A 21,394-nucleotide genomic window follows, 5' to 3' on the forward strand; every position below is an offset into this window, starting at 1 on the left:
TCGTGGCCTGGAGCTTGCTCAACACCGCTGCGATTCCTGGCGCCACCGCGTCGCGCCACTTCGAGGTCTTCCATGCGTTCCTTCCTTTGTGTCCTCGCGAGCCTCATCACGCTCGCCGCCTGTGCTTCCGAGCCCAAGAGGCTCGCTCCCGCCGTGGACCCGTCGAGCCCCGATGCGCCCGAGTCCCCGCTCGCCTCACTGCCCACCGCGCTCGCCGCGACGCCACCTTCCCGACCGCAGCACTCCGACGCGCCCAAACCCGCCAAGGAGGACGCGGGCACCACCGTCTACGCGTGCCCGATGCACCCCGAAGTCCAGTCCGACAAGCCGGGCGGAACCTGCCCCAAGTGCGGCATGAAGCTGACGCCCGTGAAGCCCGATGACACCGCGCCGGCCAAGAAGGCCGCGCCCGGTCATGAAGGACACGGAGCCCATCCGTGAGACTGCTCACCCTCGCCTGCGCGCTGCTGTTCGCGGGCGGCTGCGCTTCCATCCAGAAAGAGAAAGGCCACGCGGAGGTCGCCACGCTCGTCGAGGAGCGCATCGGCCGCAAGACGCGGTGGAACCAGGGCACGCCCGAGGACGCGGAGGTGTCGCGGCACCTCGACGGACTGTTGAAGGGCGACCTCACCTCCGACCACGCGGTGGAGGTGGCCCTCCTCAACAATCCCGCCCTGCAATCCACCTATGAAGACCTGGGCATCTCCCAGGCCGACATGGTGCAGGCGGGCCTGCTCAGCAACCCGACGTTCGATGCGAGCATCGGCTTCCCGCTCTCCAACGACGGTGTCAGCGAGACGGAGTTCTCGCTGGTGCAGGGCTTCGTGGAGCTGTTCACCCTGCCGCTGCGCAAGCGCGTGGCCCAGGAGCAGTTCATGGCGGACACGCTGCGCGTCGCGCACGAAGCGCTCTCCACCGCCGCGGAGGTGCGCAAGCTGTTCAGCGAGGTCCAGGCGCGGCAGCAGCTCGTGGAGCTGCGCCGCATGGTCCTCCAGGCCACCGAGGCCGCCGCCGAGCTGGCCACGCTCCAACACGGCGCGGGCAACATCACCGACCTGGAGCTGGTCACGGAGCAGGCCGCCTCCGAGGAGGCCCGCCTGGAGCTGGCGCGCGAGGAGCTGACCCTGGTGGAAGACCGGGAGCGGCTCAACCGCCTCTTGGGCCTGTGGGGGCCGCGCACCCAGTGGGCCATCTCCGAGAAGCTCCCGGCACCGCCCCTGGAGGAGGCGTCGTTGGAGCGGTTGGAGTCGCTCGCCATCCGGCAGCGGCTCGACATCGACGCCGCGCGCAAGCAGTCGGAGCTCCTGTGGAACGCGCTGGAGCTGGCGCGCAGCACGCGCTTCTTCGGCCGCGTCGACGTGGGTCTCCACACGCACCGGGACGCGAACGGTCCGCGACTCTTCGGGCCCACGCTCACGCTGGAGCTGCCCATCTTCGACCAGCGACAGGCACTCATCGCCCGGCTGGAGGCACAGCATCGCCAAGGCGAGCGTCGTCTCGCGGAGCTGTCCATCAACGCGCGCTCGGAAGTTCGCGCCGCGAGGGCCCGCCTGCTCACGCTCCGAGGCGTCACCGAGCGCTACCAGCGCGTCGTCCTGCCCCTGCGCGAGAAGGTCGTCGAGCAGTCCCAGCTCCAATACAACGCGATGCAGATTGGCCTGTATGCGTTGCTCGACGCGAAGCAGTCCCAGGTCGAGGCGTACCGCACCTTCATCGAGACCGTCCGCGACTACTGGATGGCCCGAGCGGAGCTGGAGCAACTCGTCGGCGGCAGTCTGCCCGGCACGGCCTCGCGCCAGGACGCACCGAGCAACGCCACGCCCCCGGCATCCGAGCGTCCACCGGAGGCGACCCCTCCTGAGTCCTCGCCTCCCACTGAACCCCCTTCTGGAAACGGCCATCCCCCCGCACACGGCCACGGAGCGACTCCATGAATCCCCTCTCCCCTGATTCCTCTCTCCGCGCGCAGGATGCGGAGGACACGACGGAGACGACGACCGCTCCGGGCGCGATGACCCGACGAGGCATGCTGGCGACGGCCGGCGCCACGCTCGCGGGTGGTGCGTTGCTGCTCCGAGGTGGTGTCGCGCAGGCGCAAGTCGCGCCACGTCCCCCCGCTCCGCGCGCGGGCCGGCGGGACTGGCTGGCTCCGGGAATGCCGAACCGGGACTATCGCCCCGTCATCGTGCCGAACGGCTCGAAGTTGCCGTGGAAGGTCGTGGACGGCGTGAAGGTCTTCCACATGGTGGCCGAGGAGGTCGAACACGAGCTGGCTCCCGGGCTGAAGGTCCACTGCTGGGGCTACAACGGCCAGGTGCACGGGCCCACCATCGAAGTCGTGGAAGGCGACCGCGTCCGCTTCTACGTCACCAACCGACTGCCCGCGCCCACCACCGTGCACTGGCATGGCCTGCTGTTGCCCAACGGCATGGACGGCGTGGGTGGGCTCAACCAGAAGTCCATCGCCCCGGGAGAGACGTTCCGCTACGAGTTCACCATCCGCCAGTCCGGCACGGGCATGTATCACTCGCACCATGACGAGATGACGCAGATGGCGCTCGGCATGGTGGGGTTGTTCATCATGCACCCGCGGCGGCCCGTGGGCCCACGCGTGGACCGCGACTTCGCGCTCATGCTGCACGAGTGGCGCGTGGACCCGGGTGCGAGCCGGCCGGACCCGAACGAGATGACGGACTTCAACCTGCTCACGTTCAACGCGAAGGCGTTCCCCGGCACGGAGCCGCTGGTGGTGCGACAGGGCGAGCGGGTGCGCATCCGCCTGGGCAACCTGAGCGCGATGGACCATCACCCCATCCACCTGCACGGCTACCACTTCCGAATCACGGAGACGGACGCGGGACGCATCCCCGAGTCCGCGCAGTGGCCGGAGACCACGGTGCTCGTCCCGGTGGGCAGCACGCGCACCGTCGAGTTCGTGGCCGATGCGCCCGGCGACTGGGCCATGCACTGCCACATGACACACCACCTGATGAACCAGATGGGCCATGACCTGCCCAACCTCATCGGCGTGAAGCCGGGTGGGCTCGACGCGAAGGTGCGCACGTTGCTGCCGGGCTACATGACCATGGGGCAGACGGGCATGGGCGACATGGTGGAGATGGGCATGCCGGTGCCCGCCAACTCCATCCCCATGAGCGGAGCGCGGGGCAAGCACGACGTCATCACCATGGGAGGAATGTTCACCGTGCTCAAGGTGCGCGAGCGGCTTGCCGGCGATGGAGACCCGGGTTGGTACGACAACCCGCCCGGCACGCTGGCGGTGGCGGCGAACACGGAGGAACTGCGCCAGGACGGCATCGACGTGAATGCGCCACCCAAGGCGCTGCCCGCGTCACCGGCGGGACTCGGGCAGGGCTGAGCAACAACAGTGGTTCGCCCAGCTCGAGGCTCGTACTGGCTGGGCGAACCCTCGCACCAAAGCGCCTATCAGACTGACGACACACCTGAGCCTGGCCGCGAGTTCGGGCCTGGCCCGCATGAAGCCACGCACTTCCGCAGCTTCAGTCGCGTCCCATGCACGGCGTCGCGGATCGTACCGGGCTTCTCACGGTTGGCGACGGGCAGTCGCACAGGTCCGCATCCTCAGCCGGGACTCGTGCACCGCGCCAAGCCTCCCGCTGACGCCCAGCCTCAAGTCCGCATCTTCAGTCGGGTCTCATGCACGGCATCACCGACCGCGCCGGGCTTCTCGCGCTCCGCGGCGCGCAGCAATCGGAGGATGCCGGGCCCGAGCACGTCAATCTCGGTGGACGCATACGTCTCCGTTCCGAATCGGCGGATGCTCTCCGTCTGCGTCCGGAGGATGCGCGCGTCCTGGCTGAAGATGTGGAGCGCCACGGGCATGGCCACCGGCAGCACCGCGCGAAGCAGCCAACGCGGCAGCGGCAGTCGGAACGTCACCACCGCGTAGACCAGCGTGTCCCAGTCCGCCACGGGCGTCATCGCCGAGGTCACGATGATGTGGCTGCCCTCGCCGATGCGGTACTCCACCTGCGCGATGGACGGCATCAGGAAGCGGTCGAAGTGCTGCACCATGCCGCCACCCGGAGCCAACAGCCGACCCACGACTCCACTGGGACGAGGCTCACCGATGTACTCGGCCTCCACCCGGTCCGCGCTCCGGCGCACCACCACGTCAATCTCGTTGCGCTTCTCCTCCGTGCGGAACAGGCCCCCATGCAGGTAGGCCGTGTGTGGCACGTCGAGCGTGTTCTCCAGCGTCGCATGCAGCGAGCCCGGCGCACGCAGCACGCGTCTCACCGTGGTGTACTCGCGCGCGTCCAGCAGTGGGAAACGGAACGGCTCCGTCGTCGGCTCCACGCCCGGCGTGGAGTACACCCAGACGAAGCCATCCTGCTCACGCGTCGCATAGGACGTCGCACAGCGGGTGCGGGCCTCGGGCTCGCCTAGGAAGCCCGGAATGGCGCGGCACTGCCCTCCCGTGTCGAAGCGCCAACCGTGATAGCCGCACTGGAGCTGCCCCTCCTTCACCCGCCCCAGCGACAGGGGCACGTTGCGGTGAGGGCAGCGGTCCATCAACGCGCCGGGCTTGCCGCCCTCGCCCCGGAAGAGGACGAGCGGCGTGCCCTGAAGCGTGCGCGCGAGCGGCTTGTCGCCCAGCTCTCGCGACGCACAGAGGATGAACCAGGCATTCGGCAGGTGAACGACGGAGACGTGACCGGCGGCCGCACCTGGGGTGCGCGCCTCCTCGCGGGAGCTCATGAGACGCAGTCTAATGGCGCGCACGGCCAGTGCACGCCTTCCCGTGAGCGCCCGGGCCTCCCGCCGGGGGCCGAGCAGTCGGCACCCACACGGGAGGCCCCCTTCCGCCTACAGCTTCAGCCGCCGCAGCCGGAGCGCGTTGACGATGACGGACACCGAGGACAGGCTCATCGCCGCGCTGGCGAAGATGGGGCTCAGGAGCAGGCCGAAGAAGGGGTACAGCACCCCCGCCGCCAGGGGCACCCCCAGCAGGTTGTAGATGAAGGCGAAGAAGAGGTTCTGCCGGATGTTGCGCAGTGAGCCCTGGCTCAGCCGCCGCGCCCGGACGATGCCCCTCAAGTCTCCCTTCACCAGGGTGACACCCGCGCTCTCCATCGCGATGTCCGTGCCCGTCCCCATGGCGATGCCCACATCCGCCTGGGCCAACGCCGGCGCATCGTTGACCCCGTCCCCCGCCATGCCCACCACGCGGCCCTCCTTCTGAAGCCGCTTCACCACGTCCCCCTTCCCCTCCGGCAACACCCCCGCGATGACCTCGGAGATTCCCAGCCGGCGAGCCACCGCCTCCGCCGTGGTGCGGCTGTCCCCCGTCAACATCACCACCCGCAGCCCCTCCTGACGCAGCAGCGCCAGGGCCTCCGGCGTCGACTCCTTCACCGGGTCCTCCACGCCGAGCAGCCCCGCCACGCGCCCCGACACCGCCACCAGCACCACCGTCTGACCCTCCCCTCGCAGCGCCTCCGCGCGGGCCGTCAGGTCCGTGGCCTCCACCCCACGCGCTGTCATCAACGCCGCGTTGCCCAGCGCCACCTCCACGCCATCCACCCGCCCCACCACGCCCTTGCCGGTGTCCGAGCGGAAGTCCTCCACCGCCGTCAGCACCGCGCCGCGCTCCTTCGCACCGGACACAATCGCCTCCGCCAACGGGTGCTCGCTGCCACGCTCCAGGCTGGCGGCCAACCGCAACAGCGTCGCCTCGTCGAAGCCCTCCGAGGGAATCACGGACACGAGGCGCGGCTTGCCCTCGGTGAGCGTTCCCGTCTTGTCCACCACCAGCGTGTCCACCGCCTCCAGACGCTCCAGCGCGGCGGCGTCACGGATGAGCACCCCCGCCTGCGCGCCCCGCCCCGTGGCCACCATGATGGACATGGGCGTGGCCAGACCCAGCGCGCACGGGCACGCGATGATGAGCACCGCCACCGCGTTGACCAGCGCATGCGCCAGCCGAGGCTCCGGCCCCCACACACCCCACACCACCGCCGTCACCACCGCCACCACGATGACCACCGGCACGAAGACCGCAGCCACCTTGTCCGCCAGTCGCTGAATCGGCGCGCGGGTGCGCTGAGCCTCGCTCACCCGCTGGACGATGCGCGACAGCAGCGTGTCCTTCCCCACCCGCTCGGCCCGCATCACCAGCGAGCCCGTCCCATTCACCGTGCCGCCCGTCACCTTCGCGCCCGAGGACTTCTCCACCGGGAGCGACTCGCCCGTCACCATCGACTCGTCCACCGCGCTGGCGCCCTCGAGCACCTCACCGTCCACGGGCACCTTCTCGCCCGGCCGCACCCGCAGCCGGTCCCCTGGATGCACATGCGCCAGCGGCACGTCTTCTTCATGCCCGTCGTCACGCATCCGCCGAGCCACCGGCGGCGCCAGGCTCAGGAGCGAGCGCAGCGCACCCGACGTCGCGTGGCGCGCCCGCAACTCCAACACCTGCCCCAGGGCCACCAGGGTGATGATGACGGCGGCGGCCTCGAAGTAGAGGGGCGCCGTGCCGCCATGTCCCGTGCGCAGCCCTTCCGGCAACACATGCGGGAAGAGCGTGGCGAAGACGCTGAAGGCATACGCCGCGCCCGTCCCCAGGGCGATGAGCGTGAACATGTTGAGGTGCCGGTTGCGCACCGACGTCCAGCCGCGCTGGAAGAAGGGCCAGCCGCCCCACAGCACCACGGGCGTGGCCAGCACGAGCTGCGCCCAGGCCAGCACCGAGGCCGGCACCGCATGCTGCACGGGCTGTCCCGGAATCATGTCCGACATCGCCAGCACCAGCAGCGGCACCGTGAGGCCCATGCCGACACGGAAGCGCAGCCACATGGACTTCAGCTCAGGGTCCGGAACGTCCTCGGGCAGCACGGTGCGAGGCTCCAGCGCCATGCCGCAGATGGGGCAGCTCCCCGGCCCGTCTCGCACCACCTCCGGGTGCATGGGGCACACGTATTCGACGCGCGTCTCCGGGACGGAGAGCGTCTCCGGCTCCAACGCCATGCCGCACTTCGGGCAGGCCCCCGGGTGGTCCTGACGCACCTCCGGGTCCATCGGGCACACGTACATCGTCCCCGGCGCGGCGGGCGGCTCCTCCTGCTTCTCGGCGGGAGGCGCGAGGAAACGCGCCGGGTCCGCGCGGAAACGCTCCCGGCACTTCGGATTGCAGAAGGAGAAGGTGTGCCCCTCGTGCTCCAGGCTGCCGCCCTTGGGAGCCAGGGGGTCCACCTTCATCCCGCAGACAGGGTCGACCACGTGAGTCCCCTCGCCTGGAGGCAGAGGGGGCGTCGGATGCGAGTGATGATGCGAGCCCGGGTGGGAGTGGCGGTTCATGGTGCGTCTCTCCTTTCACCCAGGCCAACGAGATACCCGGCCAGCTCTTACAGGTGACTTTTCGAAAGAATGCGCACCCCGAGTGGCCCAGGTGTCCACCGACGGCGAATCAGCGCCGGGCCAGGGGGCCGCCGAGCGCTCCCTGGCTCACTTCGGCGGCTCGTTGTAGCCCGCGTCCCCGTAGGGCTTCAGGCGCTCCAGCCAGAGGTTCTCCAGCACCTGGAGCTCCGCCTTCAGGTCCACGCCCGGCTCCTTGGGAGGCTCCAGCACGTCGAGCACCTCGAAGGAGAAGCTGTCCGCGCCGTCGCGCCTCCAGTCCTCCAGGAGCGCGGGGATGCGAGGCATCCCGCTGGTCAGCTCGAAGCGGATGCGGTTGAGCATGCCGGGGGCATTGAGGCTCGATCCCACCAGCACCTTCCCGTTGGCGCGATTGCGGACCGCATACACGCCCATCGGCGGGGGCTTCTCCTTGTACTCGCGCTTCAGGTCCGAGCGTCGCGCTCGGCTCGAATCCGTGGACGACATGGCGGACTTCCTTGGGTGAGGGGGGGACAGTGTTTCGGCGGCGTCATCGCCGCACAGCTTCAGCAGGCGTTGCTCCAGTCGCGCATGCGCCTGCGCATCCAGCGGCTCCAGCCAGTTGGGCCCCGCCAGCTTCCAATCGACGTCGGAAGGGTCCAGGCCCAGCGCGGTCAACACCGCGGACTGGCAGATGAAGAACTGCTCACGGAAGGGGAAGAGATGACCTCCCGAGACACGCAGCGAGGCGACGGCGTCTTCGTACGTGGCGAACCAGTGGTTGAGGAAGTGGGGGCCCACGCGCTCCAGGAGCCGCTCGAAGTCGACCCGAGGCGCGTCCCGAGCCTCCAGCGCGTGCTTCAGCTCGCTCCAGGTGGCGTACCCCTGCTCCCGAGCGATGACGGCCAGCACGTGCTTGCGCTGCACCGACTCCCGACGCGCGAGCACCTCGCCCAGCGGCAGTCCCGCGAAGACAGGCAGCGCCCGCAGTCGCTCGGCGGCCCGCGTCGCTCGCGCCGAGTCTGTCGAGCCCAGCTCCTTGAGCAGGAGCGAAGCGCGGACCTTGCACTCGTGGAGGGAGAGGAGCTCGGCGGCGGGTGAGACGGTTCCCATGAAAAGTCCCTCGTTGGCGGCCCCACCCGTGTCACGGGCCGTGGAAGGAACTCATCGGAAACTGTGGGCCTGCCGGGAGAAACGAGGGTGACGTCGTCTTTTCGGGAAGGCGCCCCTCGGCACCTCTGTGAAGAGTTAACGGCGGGGGCGGAACTTCGGCAAGGGCTTTCTCTCGCGCCGCGAGCGCCCCGCCCACCGCCTGCTCAGGAGCGTGCCTTGCACGAACAGTCCAGGCAGCCATGCGCCGCGCAGGAGCCGCAGCTCCGCTCCAGTTGCTTCTTGAGGGCCTGCCTCGCCCGATGCAGTCGCACGCCCGCGTTGTTCGGAGTGATGCCGGCCTCGCGCGCCACGTCGGGCACGGCGCGCTCCTCCAGGTCTACCTTGCGCACCAGCTCCGCGTACTCCGGCTTGAGGGTGGGCAGGAGCGCTCCCACACAGGCACAGACGGTCTGCTTCAGCTCGGGGTCTTCGGAGGGCTCCTCGGCTTCGCGGGCCTCGCGCGCCAGGGCCCGCCCTTCCACCTGCTGATGACGGCGATGGTCCACCAGCGCGTTGCGCAGGAGCCGGTAGAACCACGTCACCGCGCCCTCGGGCTCCGGCAACGTCTCGCCCTTCTCCAGTGACTTCACGAAGGCGGCCTGGAGAATTTCCTCGGCCGTCGCGCGATTGCCCACGCGGCGCTCCACGAAGGCCAGGAACTGGCGATGGTTCTCCACCAGCGCGCGTGTCACCGCGTCGCCGTCCTCCCGTGTCGCCTCGACGCCCGTATGTCCGGTCTCACTCATTGAACCACCAGCATGCCCTTCATCATCTGCATGCCGCAGGTGAAAGGGAACGCGCCGACCTTGTCCGGCGTGAAGCTCACCACGGTCTCCGACAAACCAGGCAGGGGACGCTGGATGCCGAGGTCGGGGATGAGCAGCTCGTCACCGCACCCACCGGAGTCCTTGCGCACGAAGCGCAGCCGCGCGGGCACACCCTGCTTCAGCGTGACCTCGCTCGGCTGGTAGCCACCCTGCACGGTAATCGTCACCTCCTGCACCGCGTCGCCCTTCGACTCCGGGGACTTCGAGGACGGCTTCGGCGCGTCCATGGGCGTCAGCAGGAAGCCGATGAAGTACTCGGGGTCTTCGGGCAGGGGCAGGCGCACCGTCACTTCGCGCTCGGCGTCCGCCGCGGGGAGCGTTCCCGTCAGGAAGGTCCCTCCCCCCTCGGGCACGAGCGGCGCGGACACACCGCCCACCTCCACCGTTCCCTTGCGGCCCGCCAGGGGGAGCGGCTGGCGGAAGGCATCCGTCACCCACACCCGCACCTCGCCGGACCGCAGGGACACCACTTCCAGATGCGTGTCTCCGCTCATGGCCACGACACCGCCATGGAACGGAGTGTGGTCATGCTCCAGGGCCACGGCCTCGGCCACCACGCGTCCCTCGGCCTCCGTGCCCTTCACGTGGACGCGCTGGCCCACGCGAGCCCCCAGCAAGGTCTTCACGTCCTGTCCCGGAGAGGCGAGCACGAGGGCCGTGGCGCCCCCCTCCTTCTCCAGCGAGTACACGCCGCCCTGCTTCGCGCAGGCCTCGGCGCTCAGTCCCACGGCGGGTGGCGTCGGGCACGGAGCCAGGCGGAGCGTCCCCACGATTCCACCGCCATGCCCATTCGCCTCCAGGTGCGCGGCGAAGCGAGCCACCTCCGGCTTCCCGTCCCGCACCACCGTCACCACCATGGCCAGGTGGTCATCGGCGTGCTCCGGCCCTTGCCCCGACAGGTGGTCTCCCGAAGGCGTCAGCACGATATTCGGATAGCCCCCCTTCGCCACCTTCACGGAGCCCGTGGCACCCGCCACCGGACGAAGTGCCAGCGCGTCGTCCAGCAGGTACACGCGATAGCCACCGCCACGCGTGGTCACCAACTCCAGGTGCCCTCGGGGCGTGGACTCCACCTGACCACCGTGAGGCGCCGCGTGGGCGTGGGCCTGCCGCGCGGAGTGGGCCACCTCGGTCGGCGTGGGCTCGGGCGCGGGCGCTTCCTTCTTGCTGCATCCGACCACCAACCCCGCCGCCGCGAACACCGCGATGATTCTCTGTCCCATCGAACGCACCCTGTCTCCTCAATCCAATGCCACGCGAGGCCCGGTCATCAGCCCGCGCTCGCGAGTCGCTCTCCCTCGGGCTTCGGCCCGGGGAGCGTCAGGTCATCTTCGGCGCGCGCCGCGGCCTTGCGCGCCAGGTAACGCTCCAGGGCCGGACGCCCGAAGCGGTAGAACACAGCCGGGGTGACGAGCAGGTCCAGCAGCGTGGAGCTGATGAGCCCGCCGAGGATGACGGTCGCCACCGGGTGCAGGATTTCCTTGCCCGGCGCCCCCGAGGCGAGCGCCAGTGGCACCAGGGCCAGCCCCGCCGTGAGCGCCGTCATCAACACCGGCACCAGTCGCTCCAGCGAGCCGCGCAGCACCAGCTCGCGACTGAACACCTCGCCCTCCTGCTCCACGAGGTGGAGGTAGTGCGAGATGAGCATGATGGTGTTCCGACTGGCGATGCCGCACAGGGTGACAAAGCCCACCAGCGTCGCCACCGACAGCGGTTGGCCGGTGAGCACCACCGCCGTCACGCTGCCCACCAACGCGAGCGGGATGTTGAGCATCACCTGCGCCACCAGTCGCACCGAGCGGAAGTGGGCGTACAGCACCAGGAACATGCCCGCGAGCGACAGCAGCGACAGCAAGGCGATGAGCCGCGTGGCGGACTGCTGGCTCTCGAACTGCCCCTCGTAGGAGAGGAAGGTCCCGGTCGGAAGCGTCACACTCGCGGCCACGCGCTCGCGGACCTCTTCCACGGCGCCGCCCAAATCACGCCCGGCCACGTTGGCCATGATGACCACGCGCCGCTGGAGGTGGTCATGGTGGATGACATTGGGGCCCCGTGACTCCACCACGTCGGCGATCGCGGCCACGGGCACGCGCGCGCCGGACGGCGTGTCGACCAGCGCCCGGCGAAAAGCCTCCGCGTCCACGCGCGCGCGTTCCTCGTACCGCACCAGCACGTCGAAGGTGCGCTGTCCCTCCAGCACCTGCCCCACCACCACGCCGTTGAACGCCTTCTCGAGCTGCTCCGCCATGGCCCCCGGCTGCACGCCCAGCCGCGCCGACTCCTCGCGCTTCAGGCGCACCTGGAGCTGGGGAATCAACGTCTGCTGTTCCACCTGGAGGTCCACGACGCCGGGCACCTGGGCCATGACCGCGCGGACCTCTTCCGCCTTGCTCCGCAGCGCATCCAGGTCCTGGCCGAAGAGCTTCACCGCCACCTGCGCGCGGATGCCCGACAGCAGATGGTCCAGGCGGTGGGAGATGGGCTGCCCCACGGACACGGAGAGGCCGGGCAGCACCGCCAGTCGCTCGCGGAGGTCGGCCAGCACCACGTCGCGAGGCCGGCCCCCTTCCTTGAAGTCCACATCCAGCTCCGAGTAGTGCACGCCCTCCGCGTGCTCGTCCTGCTCGGCGCGGCCCGTGCGTCGCCCCACCGTCTTCACTTCCGGCACGGAGGCGATGAGCCGCTCGGCGAGCAACCCGAAGCGGTTGGACTCCTCCAACGAGGTGCCCGGAGGCGCCAGCACATTCACCGTCGCGGTGCCCTCGTTGAACGGCGGAAGGAAGGAGCGGCCCAGGAAGGGCACCACCGCCACGGCGGCGAGCACCAGCAGCGTCGCGCCCACCAGCACGGGCTTCGGGTGGCCCAGGGCCACGTCGAGCACTCGCCGCGCTCGCGCCTTCAACCACCGCACCAGCGCTCCGTCGCCATGCTCCAGCAAGCGGCCCCGCGGCAACAGGTACGCGCACATCGCCGGGGTCACGGTGAGGGACACGAGCAGCGAGGCGAGGATGGACACCACATAGGCCACGCCGAGCGGCGCGAAGAGTCGTCCCTCGATGCCACCCAGGGCGAACAGCGGGAGGAACACCAGGACCACGATGAGGGTGGCGAAGACGATGGAGCCTCGCACCTCGGCGGAGGCGCGGTAGATGACCCGGAGCGCGGGCTCCGGCGTGTCCTTCGCGCGGTTCTCCCGCAGGCGTCGATAGACGTTCTCCACGTCGACGATGGCGTCGTCCACCAGCTCGCCCACGGCCACGGCCAGTCCGCCGAGCGTCAGCGTGTTGATGGACAGGCCAAAGGCCTTCATCACCAGCGCGGTGATGACGAACGACAGCGGAATCGCGGTGAGCGTTATCGCCGTGGTGCGCAGGTTGACGAGGAAGAGGAACAGAACGACTACGACGAGGAGCGCGCCGTCTCGCAGCGCCTCCACCACGTTGCCGACAGCGGCTTGAATGAAGTCCGCCTGTCGGAAGAGAGTCTCCACCCGCACGTCGTCGGGCAGCGTGAGCCGGAGGTCCTTCACCGCCGCGTCCACCTGCTCCGTGAGCGCCAGGGTGCTCGCGCCGGGCTGCTTCTGCACGGCGAGAATGACCGCGGGCCGCCCATTCATTCCGCCGTCACCGCGCTTCACCGCGGGCCCCACGTCCACTTCCGCGACCTGGGAGAGTCGCACGGGCACGCCCTCGCGCACCGCCACCACCGTCCCGCGCAGGTCCTCCACGGAGGCGCTGCGCGCGAGGTTGCGGACCAGGTACTCACGCCCACCCTGGTCCACGAAGCCGCCCGTGGTGTTGCCCTGCGAGAGTCCCGCCGCGCGCTCCACGTCCTCGAAGGTGAGACCGAATGACAGCAACTTCTCCGGTGCCACGCGCACCTGGAACTGCTTCACCCCGCCGCCCAGCACCGTCACCTGCGCGATGCCCGGAATGGTGAGGAGCCGCTGACGCAGCACCCAGTCCGCCAGGGAGCGCAGCTCCAGCGGTGACGTGCGGCCTTCCTCGCTCTGCACGCCGAGCAGGAGGATTTCTCCCATGATGGAGGACACGGGCGTCAGGTGGGGCGCCACGTCACGCGGCAGTCGCTCGCTCGCCACCTGGAGTCGCTCGGAGACGAGCTGTCGGTCCAGGTAGATGTCCGTGCCCCAATCGAACTCCACGTAGACGATGGACAGACCCACGCCCGAGGACGAGCGCACGCGCTGCACGCCCGGCGCGCCGTTCATCGCCGTCTCGATGGGCGTGGTGATGAGGGTCTCCACCTCTTCGGGAGACAGGCCGCCCGCTTCGGTCATCACCGTCACGGTGGGACGGTTGAGGTCCGGGAACACGTCCACGGGCAGACGCGTGACGGCCCAGCCGCCGTAGAGCAGCACCGCCACGGCCGCCAGCACGACGAACAGGCGGTGGCGCAGCGAGAACAGGATGACGTGGTCGAGCACTACCGCCCTCCCCTGGCCAACCTCAATGCCGCCACCCCGGTCACCACGACCCGCTCACCGGCCTGCAAGCCCTTGAGCACGGCGCGCCACGCGCCGTCACTGCCACCCAGCACCACGGGCCTCAGCTCGAAGGCCTCTGGCGCGGTGTGGACGAAGACGAAGGTCCGCCCTTCCTCCTCCACCACCGCGTCCTTCGGCACCGCCAGCGCGTCCTTCTGGCCACCTTCTCCGAGGGCCACATCCACGAACATGCCCGGCCGCAGTCGACCGTCGCGGTTGTCGACCTCGAACAGCACGCGCACGCTGCGCGTCGACTCGTCCACCATCTGCCCCACGTGGTAGGGCCGCGCGGGGAAGTGCTGGCCCGCGTAGGCGGGCGTGGTCACCAGCGCGCCCGTGGTGCCCTCCGCGCGCGACACATCTCCTTCGAAGACCCGCGCCTCCACCCAGAGGACGGAAGAGTCCAACACCGCGAAGAGGGCGCGAGACGGGTCCACCTGCTCGCCCACGGATGCGCGGGCCTCCACCAGCACTCCGTCGATGGGCGAGACGAGCGAGAAGCGCGCGGTGCCCTGACCCTGTCGTGCGCCCGCGAGCACGTCTCGCGCGGACTTCGCTCGGCTCCACTCCTGTTCGGCGGTGTTCACCGCGAGCCGCGCCTGTTGGACTTCCTTCTCCGCCACCACGCCCTGAAGGGACTCCAGGCGCGTCAAATCCCGACGGGCCTGCTCCAGGGCCGCCTGCGCGCGTACGGCCTCCGCTTCGGCCTGGAAGTGACTGGTCGACAGCCCCGTGGACTCCGACGTGGACAGGCTCTGCTGCACCAGCGCGAGCACCTCACCGCGCTTCACGCGCTGGCCCACGAGCGGCACGGTGCCATTCGCGGCGAGCACCCTTCCCGACACGGGCGCGGACACCTGTGCGAAGCGGTCCGTGCGCGGCACCACCTTTCCCGGGGTCACCAGCCGCGACTCCAGGGAGCGCACCGCCGCTCGCTGCGTCCGGACTTCCAGCAGGAACTGTGTTTCCTTCGGCACGGTGAAGGAGGCGCCAGCGACAATGGGCTGCTGCGCCGCAGCGGGCTTCCCGTGTTGCTCACCAGCGTGCGCCAGGACGAGGGGACTCGTGAGGAGCAGCGTGAGCGACAGCATCCCACGAGCAGTGAGGGAGATAGCAGACCCGCTCATGGCCGCACCTTCTTGTGTCGGTTCATCCACCACGCACCCGCCACCAGCAACAGGACGATGCCACCCGTGGCACGCCAGCCCAGGGGCCCGCGCAAGCCAGGGCCGGCATCGGTGGCGTCGTGTTCCGAGGACAGATGCACCGTCCCCAGCGCCAGCACGTCCAGGTCGTTGCCACGAGTCACAGTGACCACCGCCGCCAGCTCCGCTCCGGGTAGCAGCTCCGCGTCGGCCACGTAGACGCCGGGGGACTCCAGCTTCGGCGCCAGCGTCTGCACGGTCGACCCGGTGAGGGTGAGTTCCAGATGGGCGCTGCTCACCGGCGCGTTCGTCTCCACGTCCGCGACCCACAGGCGAACAGGCGTCTTCGCCGCCTCTGAATGCTCCGGGTGCTTGAGCACCACCTCGAACACCTCTCCCGTGGCGGAGAGGACATGCCAGGCCTCACCCGGCACGGACGCGGTGGCGGTGTCTCCGTGGGCCGCGCCCTCATGCGCCAGGGCTGGCAGCGACATGCAGGCCATCAACACCCACCACCGCGCTGCCCTCATCGCGACACCTCGTGCGGAAGCAGAGCGGCTCGTCCCTGCTTCTCGCCGCATCTGGGTCGCGAACCCGAGCCGTTCATCGGTCCTCATTCCGGCACCTCGCCCGTAGGCATCCGTCCCACCGAGCGCAGCAAGGCCGTGCGCGCACGTGCCAGCGCCGCCGCCGCGTCCACCGCGTCCGCCGAGGCGGCGAAGGACCGGTCCCTGGCGAGCAACAACGAGTCCAGTCCCAGTTGCCCCGCCTCGTAGGCACGGCGCACCAATTCCAGATTTCGGTCCACCGAAGGACGCACCGACATCAAGGCCGTGTGCGCGGCTCGCGCGGCCTCGAACGTCGTGCGTGCCACGGCCTGCTCTGACTCCACCTCACGCGCTCGCGCGATGCGCTCCGACTCACGCACCTTGTGTCGAGCCCGAGCCTGCGCCAGCTCGCCCTGGTTGCGGTCCCACAACGGCAGCGGCACCGACAGTCGGGCGATGAGCAGGTGTTCGGTGTGCAGGTCCGTGAAGGCACCGTGGGCTTCCGGCCGACGTTCACGCTCGTAGCCCAGGGACAGCGTGGGATTGGGGATGCGCTCGCGGCGCAGCAGGTCCACCTCGGAGCCCGCCGCCGTCACCTCCGCGCGCGCGGCCACCAGGGTCGGCTGTTCGCCCGTCAGCTCCGACGGCAGGGTGTCCGTCGCCGAGTCGAGGAGGGCGACCGTGAGCGGCGCGTCCGCCGGGCGGCCCAGTCTCCGATTCAGTTCGACGCGAGCCGCCTGCGCCTCCGCGTGGGCCTGTGCGACCCGAGCCTCCGCGCGGGCTCGCTCCAAGGTCGCGGCATTGCGTTCCAGCTCCGACACGTCACCCGCGGCGAAGCGGCGCACCGTGGCGGTCTCCATCTCCCGGGTCAGCTCCAGCGCCTCGCGAGCCAGGGAGGAGCGAGCTTCGCGCCGCTCCAACTCCACCGCCGCATCCACCGCACCTGACGAAGCGCTCAGCATCGCGGCCTGACGCCGCGCACGCGCCGCCTCTTGAGCAGACCTCGCGCGGTCCAGTCTCAGGCCGCGCTGTCCAGCGACCTCCAGCATCTGGCTCAGCACGACTTCCGTGCGCTGCTCACCTTGTGCGCCCGTGAGGGCATCACTGACGACCGCGACCTCGAGGGAGGGATTGTTTCGAAGCCAGCGGCCGTCCGCTGCGCGAGTTCCCTCGGCACCTTCTTCCTCGGCGCGTGCCGCCGCGACCTCGGGACTTCGAGCCACGGCCTCCGACGCCACGCGCGCCAGCGGCCACGCCTCCAGGGGCGAGGCAGCCAGCACGAGCGACAGGGCAGCGGGCACGAGCAACATGTCCACGTCCCAACGCAAGTCGCGTACCCAACCCGAAGGCCAAGGATTCCAACAAGTTGGGCACAAGTGAGGCCGCACCAGGTGTGACCATGTCCATCACACTGTGATGGGCCCGAGCGACCAGCGCTCCCAGTGGGGCGACCTGCTCAGCGCGTCGGCAGCTCGCGAAAGGAGATTCCTTCCAAGGCCAACCGATGCACCGCCTCCATGAACCGCTCGGTTCCCACAATCACCGTGGCGAAGTCGCCCACCCTGAAGAGGTCACGGTCCAGGGGCAAGGTCGCGGCGTCGAGGATGGGCTCCTCTGGCAGCCGGAGCCCGACCCGTCCGCAAGTCGAACACGGCGGAGGCAAATCCGGAGGAAGACAATCCGGGTGCAGCCGTCCGCGTGGTTCGATCTGAAGCTCCAGCAACGCTAGGGGTTCTTGTTGACGGAAGCGAAGCTCTGTTCGGCAGTCCACGAGTCCGCGCACGCCCTCCGCTTGAAGCGGCTCCAGCACTTCACTCCGAACCAGCAGCAAGCTGTCGCCCAACCAGGCGAAGGCTGCGAACCTGCCAGAAGCAGTCCCCACCAGCGGGCCGAATGCCGTTCCAGGAGGCAACGTCGCGGTCGACGGTGCCAGCGGCCTCACTCGTTCTCGGAGACGTGCGAACTCAGGGAAGGGTTCGGGCCGGGCCTTCAAGAACTCATCCTGGTCTGGCAGTCCGGACAGGTCGACCGCCGGATACTGGTGTCCCGAGGAACTCCAGGTCGCACCACACATCGTGCAGTGCGCGCCAGGAAGCCCCCACCTGTGCGCGGCGTTGAGGCCTCCGTTAAAGCGAGGCCAGAGTGACTTGTCCCACCTGAGTTCGAAGACGCGCATCACGCTCCCGGCCTGGAATGGTAGGGCTGAATGGGACCTCCCATGAGCTGGAATCGATAGATGAGCTCCCCTGCGTGCTTGAAGATCTCCTCGGGCCGCGCATCGTCGTTGCTCCGGATGAACTCCCGCCAGGCGTTGTTCCAAGCTCCTCCCGAGGGTCCTCCTTCGTGAATCCTTCTGTGGAGGTCTCGAGGAATGGGCATGGTGTAGTCGTGAATCTTGAGACCCTGGCGCTCGAACCACCGCGCCAGATCTTCCGCCTGGGGGAATATGTGGTGTTTCTCGAACCGGCCCCGAGGGAGCTGATGGGACGGTGGGATGACGCGTTCGGGGGCACCATTCCAATTCGGGAAGACCATGACGGCGCCCTTGGGGAGTTGCTGGGCACCGCCCCAGTTCCGTCGAGGCCCCATCCCGGGAGCCGCTGCCGCCGCTGGCGGACGTGACGGAGGAAAGCGCGCGAGTTCGAAGTCACTGGCCACATCCTCACACCGATAGAAACCGCACATGTCCCCCAGGCACAGGAGCGCGACACACCGGTCCAAACTCGGAGCGGAACACTCCACTTCCGTCCCACCCACCTCATGAGGGTCAGGAACGTGCTGCGCGGTGGAGCAAGCCAGCAAGTGCGCGGCAACCAGCAACCACAATGAGTCGCGAATGAGCGGCATATCTGGCGAAACCTAGCCGCAGTCGCGCTGCGAGGGATTGACAAGGCCCCGCATCCCGTTTATCTCGCGTGCAGCATCAAGAGCGGTACCGCTTCGGCGGTGGCCCGACAACCTGGAGACGGACCTCCAAGGTGTCCAAACGATGCGGCTCAGGGAGCAGGTGCTCCACGGGCAAACCAAGCGTCCGAAGCGAGGCAACTCCTCAGCTTCGGTGAGAGAGGACCTCCGTGGTTCCATCCACCTCCGCCGCATCCCCTCGCGCCACGCAGCGCCCCCGCCGCGAGAGCGCTCGAATGCGCCGCGCCCGCCACGTCACCGTCCCGCGAATGCGCGGGCCGCTACACGTCGGCTAGCGCTCCCACTCCGCTCCCATTCCCTTTCCTTCCTTCGTCGGCGCCCAGGCGCCGCGCTCGCTCGACGTGTGTCGACAGCGCGGCCTCGCGCCCTCTCATGTCTTCAGGGCCACGGCCCTCGTTCGAGGTTCGCAGATGAGCAGCAATTCCTTTCGGGTGATGAAGTTCGGCGGCTCCTCCGTGGGCTCACCCCGCCGGCTGCGTCAGGTCATCGAGCTGATTGGCAAACACTCCCGCACGGGCCCGCTCGCCGTCGTCGTCTCCGCGATGGGCGACACCACCGACTGGCTCCTGGAGGCCGCCGACCTCGCCACCCGAGGCGAGCTGGAGGGCTCGCTCACCGTGGTGGCCCGCATCGCCCACCTCGCCAAGACGAACGCCGCCGCGCTCCACCCCGCGCAGTCCACCACGCTCGCCGCGCGCGTCGACCAGCTCCTCGCCCCACTCCAGCAACTCCTCCAGGGCATCTCCCTCACCCGCGAGTGTTCCCCGCCTTCCAAGGACAAGGTCCTCTCCTTCGGTGAGCTCATCTCCGCCACCCTCCTCGCCGAGTTGCTCAGGGCCGCGGGCACCGAGGCTCACTTTCGCGACGCCCGCCTGCTGCTCGTGACGGACGACACCTTCGGCACCGCGCGCGTGGATGTGACGCGGACCCGCGAGCGCCTCCAGTCAGCCACCGCCGAGTGGGGAACCACCGTCCCCATCATCCCCGGCTTCATCGCCGCGACGCTGGACGGACGCACCACCACCCTGGGCCGCAACGGCTCCGACTACACGGCGGCCCTGGTGGCGCAGGGACTGGGAGCCTCTGAAGTCACCGTGTGGACCGACGTGCTCGGGCTGCACACCGCCGACCCGGACCTCGTCAGCGACGCGTACCCCGTGGCGCACCTCACCCATGGCGAGGGCCTGGAGCTGGCCGCCGTCGGCGTCCGCATGCTGCACCCGCGCACGATGATTCCCCTCATCGAGGCCGGCATCTCCCTGCGCATCCGCAACACCATGCACCCGGACCACCCGGGCACGCTCATCGACGCCATCGGCTCGCGCGACGGGCAGCGCCCCACGTGCATCGCCACGCGCGAGGACCTGGCCCTGCTGGGAATCGAGGTGCGCAAGCTCTCCGACCAGTTCCAGCTCGGCGAGCGCGCCCTCTCCGCGCTGCGCGCCGCCCGCGTCACGGTGTGGATGACCGCCCAGTCCGCCAACGGCCAGTCCATCGCCCTCGTCGTCCCCCGACCCGATGCGCAGCGCGCCCGCAACGCCCTGGAAGCAGAGCTCGCGCAGGAGCTGGCGCGCCGTGAGGTGGAGCCGCTCGGCGTCCGCGAGCCGGTGACGCTCGTCACCCTGGTGGCCGAGGCGATGGGCCACGGCGTCAATGTGGCCGGCCGCTTCTTCAGCGCTCTGGGCGCGGTCGGCGTCGGCGTGCGAGCCAGCGCACAAGGCGCCAGCTCGCGCTCCATCTCCTGCGTGGTGGACGCGGAGGACACCGCCATCGCGGTGCGTACGACACACGCCGCCTTCAACCTCGCCCATCAACAAGTCAGCCTCTTCCTGCTCGGCAAGGGCACCGTGGGAGGTCAGCTCCTCGCGCAGCTTCGCGCCCAGCAGGAACAGCTCCGCCAGCGCCACGGCATCGCGCTGCGCGTCGTCGGAATCGCCGACAGCCGACACACCCTGTTCGACCCGGCCGGCCTTTCCCTGGACGGAATCGAGGAGCAGCTCGCTCGCGTCGTCCGAGGTGAGCCGGGCACGCGCGCACTGGCGCCGCTGCTGGACGAACTGCGCCGGCTGCCCGTGCCCATCCTCGTCGACTGCACGGCGGACGGCGATGTGGCCTCGCTCTACACGGAGGCGTTCCGTCGGAGCATCCACGTCGTGGCCGCCAACAAGAAACCGCTCGCCCTGCCCTGGAACGAGCGCGAGGCCCTGCTCGCCGAGGCACGCCGTCACCACGTCGCGTACCACTACGAGACGACGGTAGCCTCCAGCCTCCCCGTCATCGACACGCTCGCCAACCTGGTGCGCACCGGCGACACCGTGCGCCTCATCACCGCGTCCCTCTCCGGCAGCGTGGGCTTCATCTGCAACGAGCTGACGGCCGGCGTCCCTTTGTCCACGGCCGTCCGCACGGCCCGCGAGCGCGGCTTCACCGAGTCGGACCCGCGCGAGGACCTGTCCGGCGCGGACGTGGCACGCAAGGCGCTCATCCTCGCCAGGGAGCTGGGCCTGTCGCTGTCACTCTCCGACGTCGCCCTGGAGCCCTTCGTCCCGGAGCCCTCGGACGCGGGCGATTCCCCCGAGTCCTATCTGCGAAGCCTCCGCGCACTCGACGCGGAGTACACACAGAAGGTGGAGCGCTGCCGACAGTCCGGCACGGTGCTGCGCTACCTGGCGCGCATCGACCCGACGCGGCTGGGCACCGACGCGCCCGTCATCCGCGTGGGACTCACCGCCGTCGAAGCGGGCCAGCCGGCCGCGGACCTGCGCGGCTCCGAGTCCTTCGTCTCCTTCACCACCACGCGACACAGCGAGTTCCCCCTCACCGTGCGAGGCGCGGGCGCGGGGGGCGCTGTCACGGCGTCGGGCGTGCTCGCCGATATTCTCCGCGTCTCCCAGACGCTTCGGGGCCGCTGAGCCCCGTCCACCCGGAAACTGG

General features: G+C 69.6%; 15 protein-coding genes and 1 riboswitch. Of the genes, 4 read left to right on the forward strand and 11 right to left on the reverse strand.

Going from position 1 to position 21,394, the window contains the following annotated elements; all coding sequences use genetic code 11:
• Window positions 1–72: 72 nt before the first annotated feature.
• From HUA76_RS01315 to HUA76_RS01325, 3 genes are read left to right on the forward strand one after another with little or no spacing between them, the layout of a single operon-like run.
• Complete coding sequence (locus HUA76_RS01315) at window positions 73–441, forward strand: heavy metal-binding domain-containing protein (RefSeq protein ID WP_174459643.1); 369 nt, start codon at window positions 73–75, stop codon at window positions 439–441.
• Window positions 438–1,934 (forward strand): TolC family protein, encoded by a 1,497-nt coding sequence (locus HUA76_RS01320; protein WP_174459773.1) that lies wholly within the window; start codon window positions 438–440, stop codon window positions 1,932–1,934. Before HUA76_RS01315 ends, HUA76_RS01320 begins: the two co-directional genes overlap by 4 nt.
• Complete coding sequence (locus HUA76_RS01325) at window positions 1,931–3,379, forward strand: multicopper oxidase family protein (RefSeq protein ID WP_254613960.1); 1,449 nt, start codon at window positions 1,931–1,933, stop codon at window positions 3,377–3,379. Before HUA76_RS01320 ends, HUA76_RS01325 begins: the two co-directional genes overlap by 4 nt.
• A 272-nt stretch (window positions 3,380–3,651) precedes the next feature.
• Here the strand turns inward: HUA76_RS01325 and HUA76_RS01330 are convergent, their stop codons facing one another.
• From HUA76_RS01330 to HUA76_RS01380, 11 genes are all read right to left on the reverse strand, one after another.
• A complete protein-coding gene (locus tag HUA76_RS01330) occupies window positions 3,652–4,743 on the reverse strand; it encodes an aromatic ring-hydroxylating dioxygenase subunit alpha (protein ID WP_174454515.1) in 1,092 nt (363 codons plus the stop codon).
• 108 nt (window positions 4,744–4,851) lie between these two features.
• Window positions 4,852–7,341, reverse strand: a complete 2,490-nt coding sequence (locus tag HUA76_RS01335) for a heavy metal translocating P-type ATPase (RefSeq protein WP_174454514.1) — start codon at window positions 7,339–7,341, stop codon at window positions 4,852–4,854.
• A gap of 147 nt (window positions 7,342–7,488) precedes the next feature.
• Entirely contained in the window at window positions 7,489–8,472 is a 984-nt protein-coding gene (locus tag HUA76_RS01340; protein WP_174454513.1) for a GIY-YIG nuclease family protein, read from the reverse strand.
• A 203-nt stretch (window positions 8,473–8,675) separates the two neighbouring features.
• On the reverse strand, window positions 8,676–9,257 hold the full coding sequence (locus HUA76_RS01345; protein WP_174454512.1) for an RNA polymerase sigma factor: 582 nt from the start codon (window positions 9,255–9,257) through the stop codon (window positions 8,676–8,678).
• Complete coding sequence (locus tag HUA76_RS01350) at window positions 9,254–10,561, reverse strand: cupredoxin domain-containing protein (protein ID WP_174459774.1); 1,308 nt, start codon at window positions 10,559–10,561, stop codon at window positions 9,254–9,256. Before HUA76_RS01350 ends, HUA76_RS01345 begins: the two co-directional genes overlap by 4 nt.
• Window positions 10,562–10,608: 47 nt before the next feature.
• Window positions 10,609–13,782, reverse strand: coding sequence for an efflux RND transporter permease subunit (locus HUA76_RS01355; protein ID WP_174459775.1), 3,174 nt, complete (start codon window positions 13,780–13,782; stop codon window positions 10,609–10,611).
• On the reverse strand, window positions 13,782–14,969 hold the full coding sequence (locus HUA76_RS01360) for an efflux RND transporter periplasmic adaptor subunit (RefSeq protein ID WP_174454509.1): 1,188 nt from the start codon (window positions 14,967–14,969) through the stop codon (window positions 13,782–13,784). Before HUA76_RS01360 ends, HUA76_RS01355 begins: the two co-directional genes overlap by 1 nt.
• Window positions 14,966–15,517 carry a hypothetical protein gene (locus tag HUA76_RS01365; protein ID WP_174454508.1) on the reverse strand — a complete coding sequence of 184 codons (552 nt, stop codon included), beginning with the start codon at window positions 15,515–15,517 and terminating at the stop codon, window positions 14,966–14,968. The genes HUA76_RS01360 and HUA76_RS01365 overlap by 4 nt, the downstream gene beginning before the upstream one ends.
• A gap of 83 nt (window positions 15,518–15,600) precedes the next feature.
• Complete coding sequence (locus tag HUA76_RS01370; protein WP_174454507.1) at window positions 15,601–16,845, reverse strand: TolC family protein; 1,245 nt, start codon at window positions 16,843–16,845, stop codon at window positions 15,601–15,603.
• A 146-nt stretch (window positions 16,846–16,991) separates the two neighbouring features.
• On the reverse strand, window positions 16,992–17,714 hold the full coding sequence (locus tag HUA76_RS01375; RefSeq protein ID WP_371817223.1) for a double-CXXCG motif protein: 723 nt from the start codon (window positions 17,712–17,714) through the stop codon (window positions 16,992–16,994).
• Window positions 17,711–18,382 (reverse strand): TIGR02269 family lipoprotein, encoded by a 672-nt coding sequence (locus tag HUA76_RS01380; RefSeq protein WP_174454505.1) that lies wholly within the window; start codon window positions 18,380–18,382, stop codon window positions 17,711–17,713. Before HUA76_RS01380 ends, HUA76_RS01375 begins: the two co-directional genes overlap by 4 nt.
• A 68-nt stretch (window positions 18,383–18,450) precedes the next feature.
• A riboswitch (SAM-I-IV-variant riboswitch) is annotated at window positions 18,451–18,571 on the forward strand.
• Window positions 18,572–18,870: 299 nt separating this feature from the next.
• Here HUA76_RS01380 and thrA point away from each other — a divergent pair.
• The gene (gene thrA, locus HUA76_RS01385) at window positions 18,871–21,372 is read left to right on the forward strand and encodes a bifunctional aspartate kinase/homoserine dehydrogenase I (RefSeq protein WP_174454504.1); all 2,502 of its coding nucleotides are present in this window, start codon (window positions 18,871–18,873) and stop codon (window positions 21,370–21,372) included.
• The last annotated feature ends 22 nt before the right edge of the window (window positions 21,373–21,394 follow it).

The organism is Myxococcus sp. CA056 (assembly GCF_013336715.1).
GTDB lineage: Bacteria > Myxococcota > Myxococcia > Myxococcales > Myxococcaceae > Myxococcus > Myxococcus llanfairpwllgwyngyllgogerychwyrndrobwllllantysiliogogogochensis.